This window comes from Roseomonas sp. GC11, assembly GCF_024437745.1.
GTDB lineage: Bacteria > Pseudomonadota > Alphaproteobacteria > Acetobacterales > Acetobacteraceae > Pseudoroseomonas.
Map to the genome: position 1 here is coordinate 12,731 of NZ_JANFNY010000025.1, position 19,330 is coordinate 32,060.

At 71.2% G+C, this 19,330-nt stretch carries 13 protein-coding genes; 7 read left to right on the plus strand and 6 right to left on the minus strand.

Features of this window, described 5'->3' with window-relative positions; all coding sequences use genetic code 11:
* The first annotated feature begins 106 nt into the window (after positions 1-106).
* Positions 107-985, plus strand: a complete 879-nt coding sequence (locus NON00_RS09925) for a helix-turn-helix domain-containing protein (protein ID WP_256020186.1) — start codon at positions 107-109, stop codon at positions 983-985.
* 94 nt (positions 986-1,079) lie between these two features.
* Here NON00_RS09925 and NON00_RS09930 read toward each other — a convergent pair whose 3' ends face one another.
* A complete protein-coding gene (locus NON00_RS09930; protein WP_256020189.1) occupies positions 1,080-3,755 on the minus strand; it encodes a bifunctional acetate--CoA ligase family protein/GNAT family N-acetyltransferase in 2,676 nt (891 codons plus the stop codon).
* Positions 3,756-3,993: 238 nt separating this feature from the next.
* Between NON00_RS09930 and tkt the strand changes: the two genes are divergently transcribed.
* The 4 genes from tkt to NON00_RS09950 all read left to right on the plus strand — a co-directional run bounded on the left by tkt (position 3,994) and on the right by NON00_RS09950 (position 10,034).
* A complete protein-coding gene (gene tkt, locus NON00_RS09935; RefSeq protein WP_305123288.1) occupies positions 3,994-6,036 on the plus strand; it encodes a transketolase in 2,043 nt (680 codons plus the stop codon).
* Positions 6,037-6,077: 41 nt separating this feature from the next.
* On the plus strand, positions 6,078-7,094 hold the full coding sequence (gene gap, locus NON00_RS09940) for a type I glyceraldehyde-3-phosphate dehydrogenase (RefSeq protein ID WP_256020191.1): 1,017 nt from the start codon (positions 6,078-6,080) through the stop codon (positions 7,092-7,094).
* Between the two features lie 15 nt (positions 7,095-7,109).
* Positions 7,110-8,306 carry a phosphoglycerate kinase gene (locus NON00_RS09945; protein WP_256020194.1) on the plus strand — a complete coding sequence of 399 codons (1,197 nt, stop codon included), beginning with the start codon at positions 7,110-7,112 and terminating at the stop codon, positions 8,304-8,306.
* A gap of 294 nt (positions 8,307-8,600) precedes the next feature.
* Positions 8,601-10,034: an NAD-dependent succinate-semialdehyde dehydrogenase gene (locus NON00_RS09950; protein ID WP_256020196.1), complete on the plus strand. Its 1,434-nt coding sequence runs from the start codon at positions 8,601-8,603 to the stop codon at positions 10,032-10,034.
* A 145-nt stretch (positions 10,035-10,179) separates the two neighbouring features.
* On the opposite strand, the gene NON00_RS09955 is transcribed toward NON00_RS09950, so the two are convergent.
* Positions 10,180-11,484 (minus strand): hemolysin family protein, encoded by a 1,305-nt coding sequence (locus NON00_RS09955; RefSeq protein WP_256020198.1) that lies wholly within the window; start codon positions 11,482-11,484, stop codon positions 10,180-10,182.
* Between the two features lie 403 nt (positions 11,485-11,887).
* On the opposite strand from NON00_RS09955, the gene NON00_RS09960 reads away from it, so the two are divergent.
* Positions 11,888-13,369 carry a glycosyltransferase gene (locus tag NON00_RS09960; protein ID WP_256020200.1) on the plus strand — a complete coding sequence of 494 codons (1,482 nt, stop codon included), beginning with the start codon at positions 11,888-11,890 and terminating at the stop codon, positions 13,367-13,369.
* A 36-nt stretch (positions 13,370-13,405) separates the two neighbouring features.
* Here NON00_RS09960 and NON00_RS09965 read toward each other — a convergent pair whose 3' ends face one another.
* A complete protein-coding gene (locus NON00_RS09965) occupies positions 13,406-14,686 on the minus strand; it encodes an Hsp70 family protein (protein WP_256020203.1) in 1,281 nt (426 codons plus the stop codon).
* A gap of 187 nt (positions 14,687-14,873) precedes the next feature.
* On the opposite strand from NON00_RS09965, the gene NON00_RS09970 reads away from it, so the two are divergent.
* Complete coding sequence (locus NON00_RS09970) at positions 14,874-15,152, plus strand: hypothetical protein (RefSeq protein WP_256020205.1); 279 nt, start codon at positions 14,874-14,876, stop codon at positions 15,150-15,152.
* A gap of 144 nt (positions 15,153-15,296) precedes the next feature.
* Here NON00_RS09970 and NON00_RS09975 read toward each other — a convergent pair whose 3' ends face one another.
* From NON00_RS09975 to NON00_RS09985, 3 genes are read right to left on the minus strand one after another with little or no spacing between them, the layout of a single operon-like run.
* A complete protein-coding gene (locus NON00_RS09975; protein WP_256020208.1) occupies positions 15,297-16,784 on the minus strand; it encodes a M81 family metallopeptidase in 1,488 nt (495 codons plus the stop codon).
* A 2-nt stretch (positions 16,785-16,786) separates the two neighbouring features.
* Positions 16,787-18,061: a Zn-dependent hydrolase gene (locus NON00_RS09980; protein ID WP_370688697.1), complete on the minus strand. Its 1,275-nt coding sequence runs from the start codon at positions 18,059-18,061 to the stop codon at positions 16,787-16,789.
* Positions 18,034-19,326 (minus strand): ArgE/DapE family deacylase, encoded by a 1,293-nt coding sequence (locus tag NON00_RS09985; RefSeq protein ID WP_256020212.1) that lies wholly within the window; start codon positions 19,324-19,326, stop codon positions 18,034-18,036. Before NON00_RS09985 ends, NON00_RS09980 begins: the two co-directional genes overlap by 28 nt.
* Positions 19,327-19,330: the final 4 nt, after the last annotated feature.

Consider the following 19,330-nt stretch of genomic DNA (forward strand, 5'->3'; position numbering starts at 1 on the left):
CCGATTGCTATTGCCCGCCGCTGACCGCATTTTCATGCATAAGCCACATGGGGCGAGATTCATTCCCCATGCGGTCCTTCCTCGGTTGATATCGACAAGAGGTATCATGCGTTTCGCCGATATCGGCCAGCAACTGCGGGCCTACCGTCTCGAGTCCGGTCTGCGCGCCGAGGAGATCGCGGCCCGGCTCGGTGTCTCTCGCGCCGCTCTCTACCGCTACGAGAAGGGCGAGGTCATCAAGCTCGACACCATCCGAAGGCTGGCCGAGCTGTTGAAGATCTCCCCCCTCTCCCTGCTGGGGATCGGCGTGGAGTATTTCTCCCGCCCGATCGCTTTCCAGGAGCGGTTGCGGCAGGTGGAGGAGCAGTCGGACCAGATCCTCCAGGTGGGTGGGGCCGTCTGCTACCAGACCTCCACGGAAGCCTTCGATGGCGCCCTGGCCGAGGCCTGGGCCGAGGCCGCGGATGCGGCGCCGGAGCGGGTGGCCGCCCGCGCCGCCGCCGACCAGGCCATGGGCCTGCTGACCGCGCGCAAGAAGCTGCACCAGTCCCGCCGGGCCAGCATCATCTCGATGCTCTCCGAGGCCTCGCTGCGCCGCTTCCTGACTGAGGGCGTGGCGGGCGGGCTGGCGGTGTCGGAGCGCACGCGCACACGCTGCCGCCTCGCCGCGCGGGCGGAGGCGGAGAGCATCGCCAGCCTGATGGAGAGCGTGCCGATCGGCCTGCAGATCGGCCTGCTGGCCGGTGAGCCGGCGGGCAATTTCCTGGTGCTGCGCGGGCGGGAGCGGGCGCATGTCTGCACCTCTCCCTTCCCGCCCGACCTGACGGCCAGCGCCGCCGTGGGCGTCGGCACCATCACCGCCGCCGATGAAGCGGTGACGGTGCATCAGCGCGTCGCCGAGACGGCATGGCGCCAAGCCCTCAAGGGCCCCGCCGCCGCCGCCCGGGTGCGCGACCTGATCCGCGAAGTCGGCCCCAGGCAGTAATTTTTCCCGTCCAGCGTCCCGCCTCACTCCAGAGCCGGGACGCTAAACGGAAAAAAGTTTTTTGGTTCTTTTTTCCAAAAAAAGAACCTCTTCCCTACAAATCCAGCTTCGCTTCCATCACGTCCTCATCCTCCGCCGAGCGGGTGAGGGCGAAGCCGAGCGCGCGGACGAAGCCGAGCATGGGCTTGTTGTCGGCCAGCACCTGCCCGACGACGCGTTCCAGCCCCTGGGCGCGGCCCCATTCGAAAAGCCGTTCCATGAGGTGGCGGGCCAGCCCCTGCCCCTTCCAGCCCGGCAGGGTGACGACGGCGAATTCACCCTGCCCCCCGCCCGGCTCGCGGATCAGCCGGGCCACGCCCACGGTGCGGGGTTGCCCTTCCGGCGGCTCCTCGACGGCGACGAAGGCCATTTCCCGGTCATAGTCGATCTGCGTCATGCGGGCGATCTGCGCCGGCGGCAGTTCCTTGAGCTGGCTGAAGAAGCGCCAGCGCACATCCTCCGGCGCCAGGCCGCGGAAGGCCTCGGCATGGGCGGCGGCGTCCTCGGGGCGGATGGGGCGGACCAGCAGGCGCCGGCCGTCGCGCGCCTGCCAGGGGCGTGCCAGCTCCGCCGGATAGGGTGGCACCGCCAGGGCGGAGGCCTCACCCGGTGGCCGCAGCTCGCCCGAGGCGTCGAGTGCCACCACCCCCCGCTCATCGGCCAGCAGGGGGTTGATGATCAGCCCCTCGATCTCGGGGAAATCCACCGCGATCTGGGACAGGCGCACCACCGCATCCGCCACCAGGGCGAGATCGACGCGGGCATGGTCGCGGAAGCCCTCGAGCAGCCGCACGCTGCGCGTCCGCCGCAGCAGGGCGAGCGCCAGGGTGCGGTTGAGCGGCGGCAGGTCGAAGGCCACATCCGGCTCAAAATCGGAGGCGGTGCCGCCCCGGCCATAGCCGATCCAGGGGCCAAACATCGGGTCATCCCCCAGGCGCAGGCGCAGCTCATGGCCGCGCAGCGCGCCGCCGCCGGCCTGGCGCTGCACCAGGAAGCCGTGGATGCGCGCCTCCGGCCGCTGTGCCCGCACCTGGCCCAGCATGGCCTGCGCCGCCATGCGCAGCGAGGCCACGTCCTTCAGCCCCAGCACCACGCCGCCCACCTCCGTCTTGCGCGGCAGGTCGGGGCTCAGCACCTTCAGCACCACGGGGAAGCCCATGCGCATGGCGGCGGAGACGGCACCATCCACATCCGCCACGGCATGGCCGGGCACAACGGGCTGGCCATAGGCTTCCAGGATCTCCAGCGCCTCGGCCTCGGTGAAGCCGAGGCGGCCCTCGGCGCGCATGCGGCCGATAAGCGCGCGGACACGGGCACGGTCCGGCGCCAGTTCCAGCACCTCACGCGGGGGCAGCTCGGCGGCGGCGGCGCGGTTGCGGCGGTCCATCGCCAGATGCAGCGCGCCGCGCACGGCGGCCTCCGGCGTGTCGAAGACGGCGAGGCCCGCCGCCGCCAGCCGCCGCCGCGCCGGGGCATCGGCCCGCCCCAGCCAGCCCACCAGCACCGGCGCGCCACGCGTTGCCTTGGCGGCGGCGGTCAGGGCCGTGGCGGCGATCTCGCCATCGCCTTCCGCCGTCGGGCCGTGCACGGCGACGACCGAATCGACCTCCGGCAGGGCGGCGAGCAGGCTGGCGGCCTCGGCCAGCCGGTGGCCCTCCCCGGGCGGCAGCAGCAGCGGGTTGCCCGGAACCCCACCCGCCTGGGTGCCGGCCTGGGTGCCAGCCTGGGGCAGGGCGAGGCGTAGCGCCTCCCGCGCCGGCTCGCCCCATTGCGCCAGCCGGGCGCCGCCCTGCAGCACGGCATCCACCGCCAGCAGCGCCGGCCCCTGGCCATTGGCGACGATCGCCACGCGGTCCCCGGCCAGGGCGTCGCTGCCGCCACGCTGGGCGGGGCGCAGGCGGGCCAGCGTCTCGGCCGCCGCCAGCAGATCCTCGAGCCCGCTGACGCGCAGCACGCCGGCGCGGCGCAGCGCCGCCTCCATCACCGCATCGGCGATGCCGGAGGCGTCGATCTGCCGCCCGCCGGGGCGCAGCGCCACCACGGGCCGGGTGCGCGCCGTGGCACGCGCGGCCGAGATGAACATGCGCCGGTTCTTGATGCGCCGGATATCCAGCAGCACCGCCCCCGCCGCCGGATCGCGCGCCAGCCAGTCGAGCGAGACGGCGAAGCCCAGCCCGTGATTGGTGCCAATGCCGATGATATGGCTGAAGCCGAGTTCCTCCCCGGCCGCCCAGTCGATGATGGCGCGCGCCACGGCGCCGGACTGGCAGAGCAGCGCCAGCCGCCCCGGCTTCGGCGCCAGATGGGAGAGGCTGGCATTCAGCCCCAGCGCCGGCAGGCAGAGGCCAAAACTGTGCGCGCCCAGCGCCCGCACCCCGGTGCGCTCGCACATCCCCGCGAGATCGGGGGCGGCCACGGGCAGGATGGCGGCGAAGCAGCCGCGCGCCGCCAGGGCCTGCATCGCCGCTTCCTGCGCCGGGGGGGGCAGGCAGAGCACCGCGAGATCCGGCGCTGCCGGCAGGCTGGCGATATCCGGCGCCTCCTCCAGCCCCGCCGCCGCCATGCCGACCACGCAGAGCGCCCCCTTGAACCCGCCCGCGGCGAGGTTGCGCGCCAGGATGGCCGATTCCGGCAGGGCGGGGTCGGCCAGCAGCACGACGGAGCGCGGCCGGAAGAGGGCGGTCTCGTGAAAGCCGGGCTGGCGGCGCGGCAGGGCGAGCGGGAGCTTCATGGGGCGGCAGGATTGACCCGCGGCGCGCCGCGCCGCAACAAAAGCCTGCGACAGAAGCGCCAGCGGAGCGGGACAGGGGTTGCCGCGGCCGGGCAAGCAGGCTGGCATGTCCGGCGCCGTCAGGCTATGGGCTGCGCAGATTCGCCGGGAGGGGCCGCCCAGGAGGTCAGGCCCGGCCGGGTTGCCGCCCACAGACCGCAGCTTTATAGCCGTCCCGACGCCTGAGAGGTCCTTCGCCTTGGCCAGCATCGCCCCCCTCCCCGACGCTTCCGCCAACCCCGCCATCGCGGCCCAGGCCGAAATCCTGGCCCGGCCGGTGACCGAGAACCGCCGGATGGCCGATGCCATCCGCGCCCTGGCCATTGATGCGGTGGAGAAGGCCAAGTCCGGCCATCCCGGCATGCCGATGGGCATGGCCGATGCCGCCACGGTGCTGTTCACCAGGTTCCTCAAGCACGACGCCGCCGATCCGCGCTGGCCGGACCGCGACCGCTTCGTGCTCTCCGCCGGCCATGGCTCGATGCTGCTCTATGCCTGGCTGCATCTCTCCGGCCATGCCGGCATGACGGTCGAGGACCTGAAGCAGTTCCGCCAGCTGCATTCCGTGGCCGCCGGCCACCCGGAATTCGGCGAGCATCCGGCGATCGAGACCACCACCGGCCCGCTTGGCCAGGGCCTGGCCAATGCGGTCGGCATGGCGCTGGCGGAGCGCCACCTGGCCACCCGCTTCGGCAAGAGCCTGGTGGACCACCGCACCTGGGTGATCGCCGGCGATGGCTGCCTGATGGAGGGCATCAGCCACGAGGCCGCCTCCATCGCCGGGCATTTCCGGCTGTCGAAGCTCACGGTGCTGTGGGACGACAACGGCATCTGCATCGATGGCGATGTCGGCCTGACCTCCTCGGACGACGTGCTGAAGCGTTTCCTGTCGTATGGCTGGGCCGTGAAGCGGGTGGACGGGCATGACCCCGCCGCCGTCGAGAAGGCGCTCGACGCGGCGACCCGCTCCAAGAAGCCCACCATCATCGCCTGCCGCACCATCATCGGCTTCTCCGCCCCCACCAAGGCGGGCACGGCGGGCAGCCATGGCAGCCCGCTGGGCGGGCCTGAGGCCACGGCGGCGAAGCAGGCGCTGGGCTGGACCGGCGGGCCCTTCGAGATCCCCGAGGACATCAAGGCCGCCTGGGAGGCCGCCGGGCGGCGCTCGGCCGGCACCCGCCGTTCCTGGCTGAAGCGCCTGGCGAACCACCCGCAGAAGGCGGAGTTCGAGCGCGCCATGGCCGGCAAGCTGCCCGAGGGCTGGCACGAGGCCGCCGCCGCCTTCCGCGCGAAGCTGGCCGAGGACAAGCCGAAGATCGCCACCCGCGTCGCCAGCCAGCGCGCCCTGGAAGTGCTGGTGCCGGCCATCCCCGAGATGATCGGCGGCTCGGCCGACCTCACCGGTTCCAACAACACCAATGTGAAGGGCGTGCCCGCCCTGACCACGGCCAATTATGGCGGCCGCTATGTCCATTGGGGCATCCGCGAGCATGGCATGGCCGCGGCGATGAACGGCATGGCGCTGCATGGCGGCACCATCCCCTATGGCGGCACCTTCCTGGTCTTCGCCGACTATCTGCGCCCCTCGCTGCGCCTCGCGGCGCTGATGCGCCAGCGCGTCATCCATGTGCTGACGCATGACAGCATCGGCCTCGGCGAGGATGGCCCGACCCACCAGCCGGTGGAGACCCTGGCCAGCCTGCGCGCCATCCCCAATCTCTTCGTCTTCCGCCCGGCGGATGCGATGGAGACGGCGGAGTGCTGGGAGCTGGCGGTGGACCGCGCCGATGGCCCGGCGGTGCTGGCGCTCTCCCGCCAGAACCTGCCGGCGCTGCGCGCGGAGGCGGGCGAGAACAAATCCGCCCGCGGCGGCTATGTGCTGGCCGAGGCCTCCGGCCCGCGCCGCGCGACGCTGATCGCCACCGGCTCGGAAGTGCAGCTCGCCATGGCCGCGCGCGAGACGCTGGAGGCGGAGGGCATCCCCACCGCCGTCGTCTCCCTGCCCTGCTGGGAGCTGTTCGCCCTGCAGGATGAGGGCTACCGCGCCGCCGTGCTGGGCGATGCGCCGCGCATCGGCATCGAGGCCGCGCTGGGCTTCGGCTGGGACCGCTGGCTGGGCAAGGACGCAACCTTCATCGGCATGACGGGGTTCGGGGCCTCGGCACCGGCGGAAGATCTCTACCGCCACTTCGGCATCACGGCGGACGCCGCCGTGGCCGCGGTGCGGCGCAAGCTGGCCTGATCGAGCAGGCCGGAATTTCGGGAAAGACAAGGGAAGACACCATGGCTGTGAAGGTCGCGATCAACGGGTTCGGGCGCATCGGGCGCCTCGTGCTGCGCGCCGCCTGCGAGAGCGGGCGTGACGATGTCGAGTTCGTTGCCATCAACGACCTGGGCTCGGTGGAGGCCAATGCGCATCTGTTCCGCTATGACAGCGTGCATGGCCGCTTCCCCGGCGAGGTGATCGTCGAGGGCGACAGCATCACCATCAAGGCCCATGGCAAGACCTGGGGCCCGATCAAGGTGACGGCCGAGCGCGACCCCGCCAAGCTGCAGTGGCAGGGCGTCGATGTCGCCGCCGAGTGCACCGGCATCTTCACCGCGCGCGAGAAGGCGGGGCTGCTGCTCGGCACGGGCGCCCGCAAGGTGCTGATCTCCGCCCCCGGCGAGGGCGCGGACAAGACGATCGTCTACGGCGTCAACCACAAGACCCTGACGGCCGAGGACAAGATCGTCTCCAACGCCTCCTGCACCACCAACTGCCTGGCGCCGGTGGCCAAGGTGCTGCACGAGAAGTTCGGCATCGAGCGCGGCTACATGGTCACCATCCACGCCTATACGGGTGACCAGAACACCGTCGACACGCTGCACAAGGACCTGCACCGCGCCCGCGCGGCGGCCGTCTCCGCCATCCCGACCTCGACGGGGGCCGCGAAGGCTGTCGGCCTCGTGCTGCCGGAGCTGAAGGGCAAGCTGGACGGCACCGCCATCCGCATCCCGACGCCCAATGTCTCGCTGGTCTCGCTCGACTTCGTGCCCTCCAAGACCGGGCTGACGAAGGAAGAGATCAACGCCGCCATCAAGGAAGCCGCCGAGGGCGAGCTGAAGGGCATCCTCGGCTACAGCACCGAGAAGCTTGTCAGCATCGACTTCAACCACAACCCGGCCTCCTCCACCTTCGACGCGACGCAGACGCAGGTGGTCGATGGCGGGCTGGTGCGCGTGATGAGCTGGTACGACAACGAGTGGGGCTTCTCCAACCGCATGTCGGACACCGCCGCCTACTACGGCAAGCTCTGAGAGCGGGGCGCAGCGATGGCCCGCTTCCGGACGCTCGATCAGCTCGAACCCGCCGGCAAGCGGGTCCTGCTGCGCGCCGACCTCAACGTGCCGGTGCGCGATGGGGTCATCACCGACCGCACGCGCATCGAGCGGCTCTCCCCCACCATCCGCGAACTGGCGGAGAAGGGCGCGCGCGTCATCGTGTGCAGCCATTTCGACCGGCCCAAGGGCAAGCGCGTGCCCGAGATGTCGCTGAAGCCGATGGCCGAGGCGCTCTCCGCCACGCTGGGCAGGCCCGTCGCCTTCGCCGATGACTGCATCGGCGACGTCGCGGAGGCCGCCGTGGCCGCGCTGGCCGATGGCGACGTGCTGGTGCTGGAGAACACGCGCTACCACGCCGGCGAGGAGAAGAACGACCCCGCGATGGCCGATGCCCTGGCCAGGCTGGGAGATATCTTCGTCAACGACGCCTTCTCCGCCGCGCACCGCGCCCATGCCTCGACCGAGGGCGTGGCGCACCGGCTGCCCGGCTATGCCGGCCGGCTGATGCAGGCGGAGCTGGAGGCGCTGGACGCGGCGCTGGGCAACCCGGCGCGGCCGCTGGTGGCCATTGTCGGCGGCGCCAAGGTCAGCACCAAACTCGACCTGCTCGGCAACCTGTCGCGGAAGGTGAATGTGCTGGTCATCGGCGGCGCCATGGCCAACACCTTCCTCGCCGCCCAGGGCAAGGCCATGGGCAAGTCACTGCAGGAGGCGGAGATGCACGGCACGGCGCTGCGCATCCTCGACGAGGCCAAGGCGGCGGGCTGCGAGGTGCTGCTGCCGGAGGATCTGGTGGTGGCCGAGGCCTTCGCCGCCCATGCCCCGAGCCGCACCGTCTCCGCCGATGCGGTGCCGGAGGGGATGATGGCGCTTGATGTCGGGCCGCAGACCGTGGCCGCCGTCGAGTCGCGGCTGAAGCGCGCCTCCACCCTGGTGTGGAACGGCCCCTTCGGCGCCTTCGAGATACCGCCCTTCGATACCGCGACGGTGCAGGTGGCGCAGGCGGCGGCGGCGCTGACCGCATCGGCCGGGCTGAAGACCATCGGCGGGGGTGGCGATACCGTCTCCGCCCTGCGCCATGCCGGGGTGGCGGACCGGATGACCTATGTCTCCTCCGCCGGCGGTGCCTTCCTGGAATGGCTGGAAGGCAAGACCCTGCCGGGCGTCGCGGTGCTGGAAACCGCCTGAAAGCGTTGCGCGAGACGGCGCGTTATCTTGAGAGGGGCTTCGCCCCTCTCAAACTCTCCCCACCAAAGGCCTGAGGCCTTTGGAAACCCATCAGGGAGTCCCCCCTGATGGCGGGTGCAGGGGACCCTGTCCCCTGCTGGGGAGTTTGAGGGGCAAAGCCCCTCAAGGCGCGGGCCAGGTTTTCCCTGCCGCCCAATCATCGGATGATCCTATTTTATCACCCGTCAAGGGGTGGCGCTGGCCGCGCCGCAGGCCCACATTCGCGCCGACTCTGTGCTGAGAGGAGACGCAGCGATGTATCAGGACGTCCTGCTCCATATTGACGGCAAGTGGCGCCCCGCTTCGGGCGGGCGCAGCATCCCGGTGCTGAACCCCGCGAGCGAGGAGGTGATCGGCACTGTTGCCCATGCCTCCCAATCCGATCTGGACGAGGCGCTGGCCGCGGCCGAGCGTGGCTTCGCCACCTGGAAGAAGGTCTCGGCCTTCGAGCGCTCCAAGCTGATGCGCAAGGCGGCGGATCTGCTGCGCGCGCGCGCGGACACCATCGCCCGGCTGCTGACGCTGGAGCAGGGCAAGCCCCTGCCCGAGGCGCGGATGGAAGTGCTGGCGGGCGCCGACATCATCGACTGGTTCGCCGAGGAGGCCCGGCGCGCCTATGGCCGCGTCATCCCCGCGCGCGCCGAGGGCATCTATCAGCTGGTGGTGAAGGAGCCGGTCGGCCCCGTCGCGGCCTTCACGCCGTGGAACTTCCCGATCAACCAGGTGGTGCGCAAGCTCTCCGCCGCGCTGGCCACGGGCTGCTCCATCATCGTCAAGGCGCCGGAGGAGACGCCGGCGGCCCCGGCCGAGCTGATCCGCTGCTTCGTCGATGTCGGCATTCCGGCGGGGGTGATCGCGCTGGTCTATGGCGTGCCTTCGGAGATCTCGGGCTACCTGATCCCGCATCCGGTGATCCGCAAGGTGACCTTCACCGGCTCCACCCCGGTGGGCAAGCACCTCTCGGAGCTGGCGGGCCGCCACATGAAGCGCGCGACGATGGAGCTGGGCGGCCATGCCCCGGCCATCGTCTTCGACGACGCGGATGTGGATTTCGCCAGCAGGACGCTGGCCACCAGCAAGTTCCGCAATGCCGGGCAGGTCTGCGTCTCGCCGACGCGCTTCCTGGTGCAGGAAAAGGTTTTTGACCAGTTCGTCGCGACCTTCGCCAGCTATGCCCAGTCGCTCAAGGTCGGCAACGGCCTGGAAGAGGGCGTGCAGATGGGCCCGCTGGCCAATGACCGGCGCATCCCGGCCATGGAGGCGCTGATCGGCGACGCGGTGCAGAAGGGCGCGGAGCTGCGTGCCGGCGGCAACCGCATCGGCAACAAGGGCTATTTCTTCGAGCCGACGGTGCTGACGGGCCTGACGCGCGAGATGCGCGCCATGAACGAGGAGCCTTTCGGCCCGCTCGCCCTGATGGTGCCTTTCCGCGAATTCGACGAGGTGGTGGAGGAGGCGAACCGCCTGCCCTTCGGCCTCGCCGCCTATGCCTTCACCAAATCGGCCAAGACGGCGAATGCCATCGCCTCGCAGGTCGAGAGCGGCATGATGACCATCAACCACCTGGGCCTGGCCCTGCCGGAAGTGCCCTTCGGCGGCATCAAGGACAGCGGCTATGGCTCCGAGGGCGGCTCGGAGGCCATCGAGCCCTACCTGATCACCAAGTTCGTGACCCAGGCCGGCCTCTGAAGCGGGGCGCCTGAAGTGGGGGCGCCTTAAGTCAGGGTCTGGGGGAACTCAGTTCCCCCAGCGGGGTCCGGGGCGGCCCCCCCCTCTTTTTTTTTTCATGCGGCCCCCGCGGGGCCCCGCCGCCCCCCCCCCCCACTTTTTTATGTCAGGCGCCCGTCGCCTGTTCCTGGCTGACCAGCACCTTATCGATCCGGCGCCCGTCCATATCGACGATCTCGAAGCGCCAGCCGGCCCAGACGATGCGGTCCCCCTCCCGCGGCACGCGCTGGAGCAGCGCCAGCATCAGCCCCGCGACGGTGTGGTAGCTGCCTTCCGCCGGCAGTTCCGGCAGTTCCAGCCGCGCCTTCAGCTCGTCGCTCGGCATCATGCCGTCGAGCAGCAGGCTGCCATCATGGCGGCGCACGACATCGCCGCCCGAGGATTGCGGCTGCACCGGCCCCAGTTCGCCGACAATGGCCTCCAGCAGATCGGAGGCGGTGACCACCCCCTCGAAGCTGCCATACTCGTCCATCACCAGGGCGATGCCGATGGGATCGGCACGCAGGCGTTCCAGCGCCAGCAGGGCGGAGAGATTGTCCGGCAGGATCATGGGCTGGCGCAGCGCCACCGCGACATCCAGCCGCCCGCCGCGCAGCAGCTGGTCCAGCAGGTCCTTCGCCGCGACCACGCCCACCACATTGTCGATGCGCCGTTCCGCCACGACGAAGCGCGTCACATGGCTTTCATGCAGGCGGGTGGCGAGCTCCTCGGCCGGGGCGGCGCGGTCCAGCCATTCCACCTCGGGGCGCGGCGTCATCAGCGCGCGCACCGGCTTGTCGGCCAGGCGCAGCACGCGCTCGATCATGTGGCGCTCTTCCGTCTCCAGCGCGCCGGCCTCGGCGCCCTCGGCCACGGCGGCCTTCACCTCCTCTTCCGTGATGGTCGAGGAGATGGGGCGGGAGGCGCCCAGCAGCCCCAGCACCAGGGAGGAGGAGCGCGAGAGCAGCCACACCATCGGCGCCGCGACGCGGGAGAGCAGCAGCATGGGCGGCGCCATCAGCACCGCGATGACCTCCGGGTTGCGCAGCGCCAGCTGCTTCGGCACCAGCTCGCCCAGGATCAGCGAGGCATAGGTGATGCCCAGCACGACCAGGGCCAGGGCGATCTCCCCGGCATAGGTCTCCAGCCCCGGCACGAGGGTGAGCACCCCCGCCAGGCGCTGCGCCAGCCCCTGCCCGGCGAAGGCGCCGGCCAGCACACCCACCAGAGTGATGCCCACCTGCACGGTGGGGAGGAAGCGCTGGGGGTCCTCGGCCAGGGCCAGGGCCGCCGTGGCTCCCGCGCGCCCGGCCCGCTGCATCCCCAGCAGCCGGACCCGGCGGGAGGACACAATCGCCAGCTCGCTCATGGCAAAAATGCCATTCAGCAATACCAGCAGCATAATCACCGCCAGTTCGAGCGCGACATCCATGGGGGGTGAAGACCTCCGTCCAAAGGGTTGATGCAGGGTTTCTAGAGCCTGATGGCCACAGGGTCACGCCTCGCGGCCCCATTCCTGCCATCAAGCCGTCGATCCCCTGCCGCATCAGGCAGGCAAAGGAGGGTGGCGGCACGCAGCCGCACCCGAATCCCGGACCCGGCTCATGAATGCTCCGCTACCCCGAACGGTTGTGACCGAGTCTTCCACGGCGGCCCCCTGGGCCGCTGCCCCTTGGGGTACCCCGGGGACCGCCCAGGGAGCGGCGCCCGGAGCGGCGCCCGGAGCGACGCCCCCGGCAAGGCGCGCCCTGCCACGGCGGGCGCGCTTCTGGCTGCCCCCCCTGGCCGCCGCCCTGGTCCAGGGCCTGCTCTGGCTGCCCGGCGGGGCCGGGGGGATGGGTGTTCTGGCCGCCGCCCTTGGGCTGCTGCTCGGCCTCGCCACGCTGCACCGGGATGAGGCGCTGCGCGCCCTGCCCCGCTGGCTGCTGGCGGCGCTGGCGCAAGGGGCGGCGGCGGCGCTGGTGGCCGCGCTGCTGCGCGGGGAAAACCCGGCCTGGCTGCTGGCGCAAGGCGCGGCCTGGGTCCTGGTGCTCGCCCTGGCCCGCCAGGTGGCCGAGGCGCGGGGCCTGCGCCGCTTTCATCGCCGCTGGCCGGCCCTGGAGGGCTCCCTGGCGCGCCCGCAGCCGAAGGTTTCCCTCCATCTGCTGAGCCAGGATGCGGAGCCCGCGCAGATGCGCCGCACCCTCGACCGGCTGGCGGCGCTGGACTACCCCGCTTTCGAGGTGCTGGTGGTGGACAGCAGCAGCACCCCGGCGCGCTGGGAAGCCGTGGCCGAGCATTGCGCCCGGCTGGGGCCGCGCTTCCGCTTTTTCCACCTCGGGGCCTGCCCGCAGGCGGCGCGCGGCTTCGCCCTGCGCGAGACGGCGGTGGAGGCACAGGTCATCGGGCTGGTCTCGCCCGGCACGCTGGCGCGGCCGGACTGGCTGCGCCGCAGCGTGCCGTTCTTCCAGGCCCGGCAGGGGCTGGGCTTCCTGCAGGCCGCAGCAAGCCCCGCCGGGACAGGCTTCGCCGCCCGTCTCGCCCATGCCCAGGACGAGGCGAACTGGGCCGCCCCCCGCCGCGCCGCCAATGAGCAGGTGGCGGCCGGGCTGCGCCCCACCCTGGCCCTGCTGCGCGCGGATGCGCTGCGGCTGGCCGGCGGCTGGGATGAGGCGGCCCCTGACCAGCTGGCCGATATGAGCCTGCGCCTGCTGCGGCAGGGCTGGGACTCCGCCGTGCTGGAAGAGAGCATGGGCGAGGCCCCGGCCTGCCTGCCTGCTCCGGCCACGCCTTTTGCCCTGCTGCGGCGCCATGCCGGGGCGTTGCTGAACCCCTGGTCGCGCGCCCTGACGGCGGGGCAGCGGCGCCATCTCCTGCAACCGCTGGTCTCGGCCCTGGCGGATGCGCTGTGGGCCGGCTCCGCCCTGGCCGCCCTCGCGGTTACTTTGCTGCTGCTGGCCAGCCGCGATGCCGGCGCTGCGCCGCTGGCCAGTTTTGCTGTGCCTGGGCTGGGCCTGCCGCTGGTGCTGGCGGGTCGTGCGGCGCTGCTGGCGCCGGGCGGCCTGGCTGCGCTGGCCGCGTTGGCCAAGCTGGCCGAGCAGGGGCCGGCGCTTCTGGGCCTGCCGGCCCGGTGGCGGGCGCCGCGCGCCTGGGCGGGCGCGCTGGGCATGGCGGCGCTGCTGGCCTTTCCCCTCGCGCCCGGCTGGGCGGGGCTGCTGCTGGGCTTCGCCCTGCCGCCCCTGGCCAGCCTGGGACTGGGCTGGTGGGGGCGCCAGACCGTCAAAAGGTCCTTTTCCCAGGCTGCCCCCCTCTCCCGGCCCAGAGGGACGCCAGACTGAAAAAGTTTTTTGGTTCTTTTTTTCAAAAAAGAACCCTTACTCCCCGCGCTGCTCTGCCCCAATCAGCGCCAGCCCTTCGGCCACCGAGACGAATTCGCCGCCATGGGCCACCCGCCCGGCGCCGAAGCGCGCCTCGAAGAGCCGCCGCACCGCCGGCACCAGCGAGGTGCCGCCGGTGAGGAAGACCTGGTCCACCGCCGAGGCCGGCATCCCCGCATCCACCAGCGCCTGATCCACCGCGGCGCCGATGCGCTCCAGCTCCGGGCTGATCCAGCGCTCGAAATCCTCGCGATGGATCTCTTCTTCCAGATCGAAACCGGCATGGCGGAAACGCAGCGTGGCGCTCTCCTGCCCCGAGAGCGCCGCCTTCACGCCGGAGACGGCCTGATACAGCGCGTAGCCCGCCTCATCCTCCACCAGCCGGATCAGGTGATGCAGCTTCTCCGGGTGGTCGGCGGCGCGGGCGACCTCGGCGATCTCGCGCATGGTGCGCGGCGCGCGCATCAGGGAGAGGCGGTGCCAGCGGGCGAAGCTGGTGTAGAAGCTGGGCGGCACCGGCAGCGGCGTGCCCATCACGCGGTAGGAGTCGCCCTTGCCCAGGCGCGGCGACACCACATGGTCGATGATGCGGTAGTCGAAGGCATCCCCGGCGATGCCCAGGCCGGCATGGCCCAGCGGCGTCACCCGGCGCTGCGCCCCCGGCTCGAAGCGCATCAGCGAGAAGTCGCTGGTGCCGCCGCCGAAATCGCCCACCAGCACGGTGGCCGGCGCATCCAGCCGGGCGGCAAAGCGGTAGCCGGCGGCCTCCGGCTCCAGCGCCAGGGTGAGGTCCTGCCAGCCGGCGGCGGCGAAGGCGGCGCGCAGGCGGCGCGCGGCCAGTTCGTCATCGGCGTTGTCGCCCACGAAGCGCACCGGACGCCCGGCCACCACCCGCACCCCGGCCAGCGCGGCGCCCCCCTGCGCGCTGGCCAGCAGCGAGCGCAGGAAGAGCGAGATCAGATCCTCCAGCGTGAAGGACTGGCCGTGGATTCGCGTTTCCATGAAGCTGCGGCTGGCCAGATAGCTTTTCATCGACATGATCAGCCGGCAGCCCAGCGGATCATCCAGATAGGCCTCGATGGCATGGGGCCCGGCGGCGTGCTGGAGCCGCCCGCGCCGGGCGCCGCTCTCCTCCGCCCAGAAGCACAGCAGGGAGCGGAAGGTATCCACCTCCGCCGCGCCGACGCGGTAGCGGATGGCGGTGACGCTGCCATCCTCCTGCCGCAGCGCGATCACGCTGTTGGTCGTGCCGAAATCAATGCCGATGACCTCGGCCATGGAATCACCTGTGCGCTGGGGGGCGCGCGTTAGAGCAGATTGCGCGGGCCGGGGGAACCCCCGCGCCACAGCCCCACGGCGTTAGGGATTTTCCAGATTTTTTTATCGCAGTCTCGAATTTTGAGATGGCTTAAACGCGTCAGGGTCTGTTAACAAATCATCAACAGATCAGCCGAGGCCCCGACCCATGGACCAGCCCGCCCCCGTTCTTCATTTCCCGCAGCTGCCGGAGGACCGGCTCCGCCTGGCGCTGCGCAAGCTGGAAACCGCGCTGGCGCAGCAGGCGGCGGCGGTGGCCGAGTTCCGCAGCAACCTGCAGACGCTGCGCGACGCGACCAGCAGCCTCTCGGTGCAGGTCAACCGCTATCACGACACGCTGGGGCAGACGGCGCAGAAGGCGCGCGAGGCGCATGACAAGGCGCGCGAGCTGGAGCGCACCGCCGAGAAGATGGCTGCGCTGGGCTGAAAAGCCTGTGATCCGGCCGGGCCGCGGGGGCAATGCCCCCGGAGCCCGGCCGGAGTCATGTCATGCGGCCTTCGGCCGCAGGCTCATCTCAAGCGGCCTTCGGCCGCAGACACGTCTCAAGCGGCCCTCGGCCGCAGGCTCGTCTCAAGCGGCCTTCGGCCGCAGGCGCAGCCCCGGCCGCAGCCGGGTGAAGGGCAGCGTGGAGGGATCGGCCAGCACCGGACCCGGCGCCGCCACCACCAGCACCTCCTCCGCGATCGGCTGGAAATCCGCGCGGAAGTGAACGCTGCTTTTCAGCGCAAGAATTTTTTCCCGTGCCGGTTCGATGCCCAGGTGGCGGAACAGCGCCTGATCATGGGCCTGCATCTTGCGGGTCACCACGATCACCTTCACCGGCCCGATGGCGATCAGGGCCGAGGGGCCGAGATCGGCCGGGTTGCCCGCGCTCATCGGCCCCGTGCAGGTGAAGCGGCCATCCGTGAGGCGCAGCACCAGCGCGGTGACGGCCAGCGGCACGCCATCCGATTTTCCGCCCAGGCTCAGGGAAAGTTCCGCGCCCTCCCCGGCGGCATGGCAGGCGGCGGCGCTCTCCGCATCGTTGATCAGGCCCAGCACGGCATCGGCCTGCTGCGCCACCAGTTCGGCCAGCAGGCCGGTGGTGTCGCCATGGCCGCCGCCGCCGGGATTGTCCTGCGTATCCGCCAGGATGACAGGCTTCGCCGCCTGGGCCGCGATGGCCCTGGCGCGCGCCACGCCTTCCGCCGCCGGCAGGGCGCTGCCGGCGAAGAGGGGTTCGCGCTCCTCCAGCACCGCGAGCAAGGCATCCGCGGCGGAATCGGCCGCCGCCTGATCCGCCGCGTAGCAGGCCAGGGCCACGCCGCAATCAGCGAAATCGGCATAGGGGAAGCCGAAGCAGAAGCCGAGTTCGGCCACGCCGGGCTTCTCGGCCAGGGCGGCGCGGGCGGCCATGACGCCCTGCATCGGCTCGACCATCGTGCATTGCGTGGTCAGCGGCATCCAGTAATCCGCCTGCCGGAAGGCCCGGGCGAAAGGCGCGCCGCGCCGGATGCGCTCCATCAGCAGGGTGAAGGCGCGCGCCCCGGCGGCCTTCATGTCCACATGCGGATAGGTGCGGAAGGGCACCAGCGCATCGGCCAGCACCACCATCTGCGCCGTCAGGTTGCAGTGCGGATCCAGGCTGGCGGTGACGGGCACATCCGGCCCGACGATGGCGCGCACGCGGCGCAGCACCTCGCCTTCGGCATCGGGGAAAGCCTCCGCCACCATGGCGCCGTGCAGGTCGAGATAGACGCCATCCAGCGGCCCCTCGTCGAGCGCCGCCACCAGTTCGTCCACCAGCGCGGCGCTGATGCGCTCGAAGGCATTGTTGGTGACGGGGCCTGCGGGATTGGCGAAACACCAGGCCAGCGGCACCAGTGCCACGCCCCCCATCGCCTCGGCCGCGGCGATGGCGCCGGCGGCGGGGGCAGAGGTGGGGCGCAGCGCCTCAATCAGCCCAGCGCCGCGCTGGAAGGGCGGGAAGCCGCCGGGCCTGCGGAAATCCTCCCAGGCCGTGGCGCGGGGGGCGAAGGAGTGGCTTTCATGCAGGAAGCCGCCCAGGGCGATGCGCATTCTTATCCTCCCGGAACGCGGTTGGCGGTGGCCAGCACGGCATCGGCCAGCACCACCAGCCCCGCTTCGGCCCAGGCGGGGGTGATCGCCTCGGCCTCGTTGTGGCTGATGCCCCCTTCGCAGGGGACAAAGATCATCGCCGTCGGCACGCGGCGCGCGACATAGACGGCATCATGGCCGATGCCCGTGGGCATGGTGCGGAAGGGCAGGCCCCGCCCCTGCGCCGCGACGCGCAGCGCCTCGACCAGCGAAGGGTCGAAGGGCGTCAGCGGAAACTCCCAGAAATCCGTGACGCTGACGGCAAGGTTGCGCCGGGCGGCGATGGCGCCGGCACGCTGGCGGAAAGCCGCGCCCATGGCGGCGAGCTGGCGCGGATCGCCATGGCGCAGATCGACGCTGAACCAGACGCGGCTCGGCACGACGTTGCGGCTGTCCGGCGTGACGAGCAGGCGCCCCACCGTGCCCCGCCCATCGCCGCCGGCGGCCAGCGCCACCTCTTCCACCGCCTGCACCATAAGGGCGGCGGCGACCATGGCATCGCGGCGCGGGCCCATGGCGGAGCCGGCATGGGCATCCTCGCCCTCCACCGTGACATCCAGCCAGAGCTGCGCCAGCGCCCTGTCCACGACGCCCACGGGAATGCCCTCCGCCTCCAGCAGCGGCCCCTGCTCGATATGCAGTTCGAAGTAAGCGCCGAGGCTTTGCAGCGCGGCGGGATCGGCCTCGCCCTGCCAGCCGATGCGGCGCAATTCCTCGCCGAAGACGGCGCCGGCAGGATCGGTCTTCGCCATCACCTCGGCCTCGGAGAAGAGGCCCATGGCGACGCCGCTGCCCATCATCGGCGGGGAGAAGCGCGCGCCTTCCTCATTCGTCCAGTTGACCAGGACGATCGGCGCCTCCGTCTCCGTGCCGGATTCATGGAGGGCGCGCAGCACCTCCAGCCCGGCGAGAACGCCCAGCACGCCATCGAACTTGCCGCCGGTGGGCTGGGTGTCGAGATGGCTGCCCATGGCGACGGCGGCGCGGGCGGGGTCCCTGCCCTCACGCCGGATGATCATGTTGCCGACGCGGTCCACCGTGACGCCGCAGCCGATTTCCTCCGCCCAGCGGCGCAGCAGAGCCCGGCCCTCGCCATCCAGATCCGTCAGGGTCTGGCGGTTGCAGCCGCCCTTCGGCGTGCCGCCGATGCGCGCCATCGCCATCAGGCTGTCCCAGAGCCGGGCGCCGGAGACGGGGAGATTGCCGCCGCTCACGGCAGCTTCTCCACGCCGCACCATTCGGCCATGGTCAGGGCGATGGTGCGGGTGGTGGCGTGGAAACTCTCCAGCCCGACGCTTTCATCAATGCCGTGGATGGCATCGGCGTCAGGCCCGAAGCAGGCCACGGGCGTGTCCTGGTAGAGGGTGAAGAAGCGCCCATCGGTCAGGCCGGAGGCGGGGTAGTCGCGCAGCTCATGCCCGTTGGTCTCGGCGAAGTTCCGCCGCACCATCTGCACGATCGGCGCCTGCTGGTCGAAGACGCAGGGGTCGGCCATGAAGCCACCGAATTCCAGCTTCAGCTGCGCGCCGCGCAGGCGGGAATCCTGCGCCGCCTCGGCCACGATGCGCTCGATATCCGCCTTCACCTGGCGGGCGGTGTTGCCCACCATGATGCCGACGCGCAGGCCGATCTTCGCGCGGGTCGGCACGGAGCTGTTCCACTCGCCGCCCTGCACCGTGCCGAAATTGACATTCACCGGGTGGTTCACGCCGAAGAAGCTGGGATGGATGTTCTCGGCGCGGTTGGCCTCCGCCTCGTATTCCTTGAAGCGCTGGGCGATGACATAGGCGGCCTCGATGGCGTTCACGCCGGCCTGCATCTCCCGCACATGGGCCGGGCGGCCGGTGACGGTGACCCAGGCCCAGACCACGCCAACCTCGGCCGTGTAGATTCCTTCGACCCCCGGCCCTGGCTCGGGAATGATGACGGCGTCGCATTTCGGCAGCGCCAGCATGCAGGCCAGCGCGCCATTGCCGGTGCATTCCTCCTCGATGACGGACTGGAACTGCACCTCCGCCGCCGGCTGCAGACCCGCGAGCTGCAGCGCGCGGAAGGCCATGACGTTGGAGATATCCCCCGCCTTCATGTCACCCGCGCCACGGCCATACATGCGGCCATTGCGGATGGAGGGCTCATAAGGCGGCGTCGCCCAGATCTCGGCGGCGCCTTCCGGCACCACATCGACATGGCCTTGCAGCACGAGGCTGCGGCCCCTGCGCTCACGCGGGGTGAAGACCGCCGCCACATTGTCCCGCCCGCTGTAAGACATCAGCGGGGGGGAGAAGCCAGGATGCGCGGCGAGCGCTTCCGGCACCGTGGGAATCCGCCGCGGGGCGAGGCCGAGCGCGGCATAGTTGCGCGCCATTTCCTCCAGCGCGCCAGCCTCGTTGCCCAGGGTGGAGGGGTAGCGGACCAGGCGCTCCAGCGCCGCGATGGCCTCTCCTTCCAGCGCCTGCACGGCATCGAGAATGGCACGGCGGACGCCGGGATCGAGAGCAGACATGGTC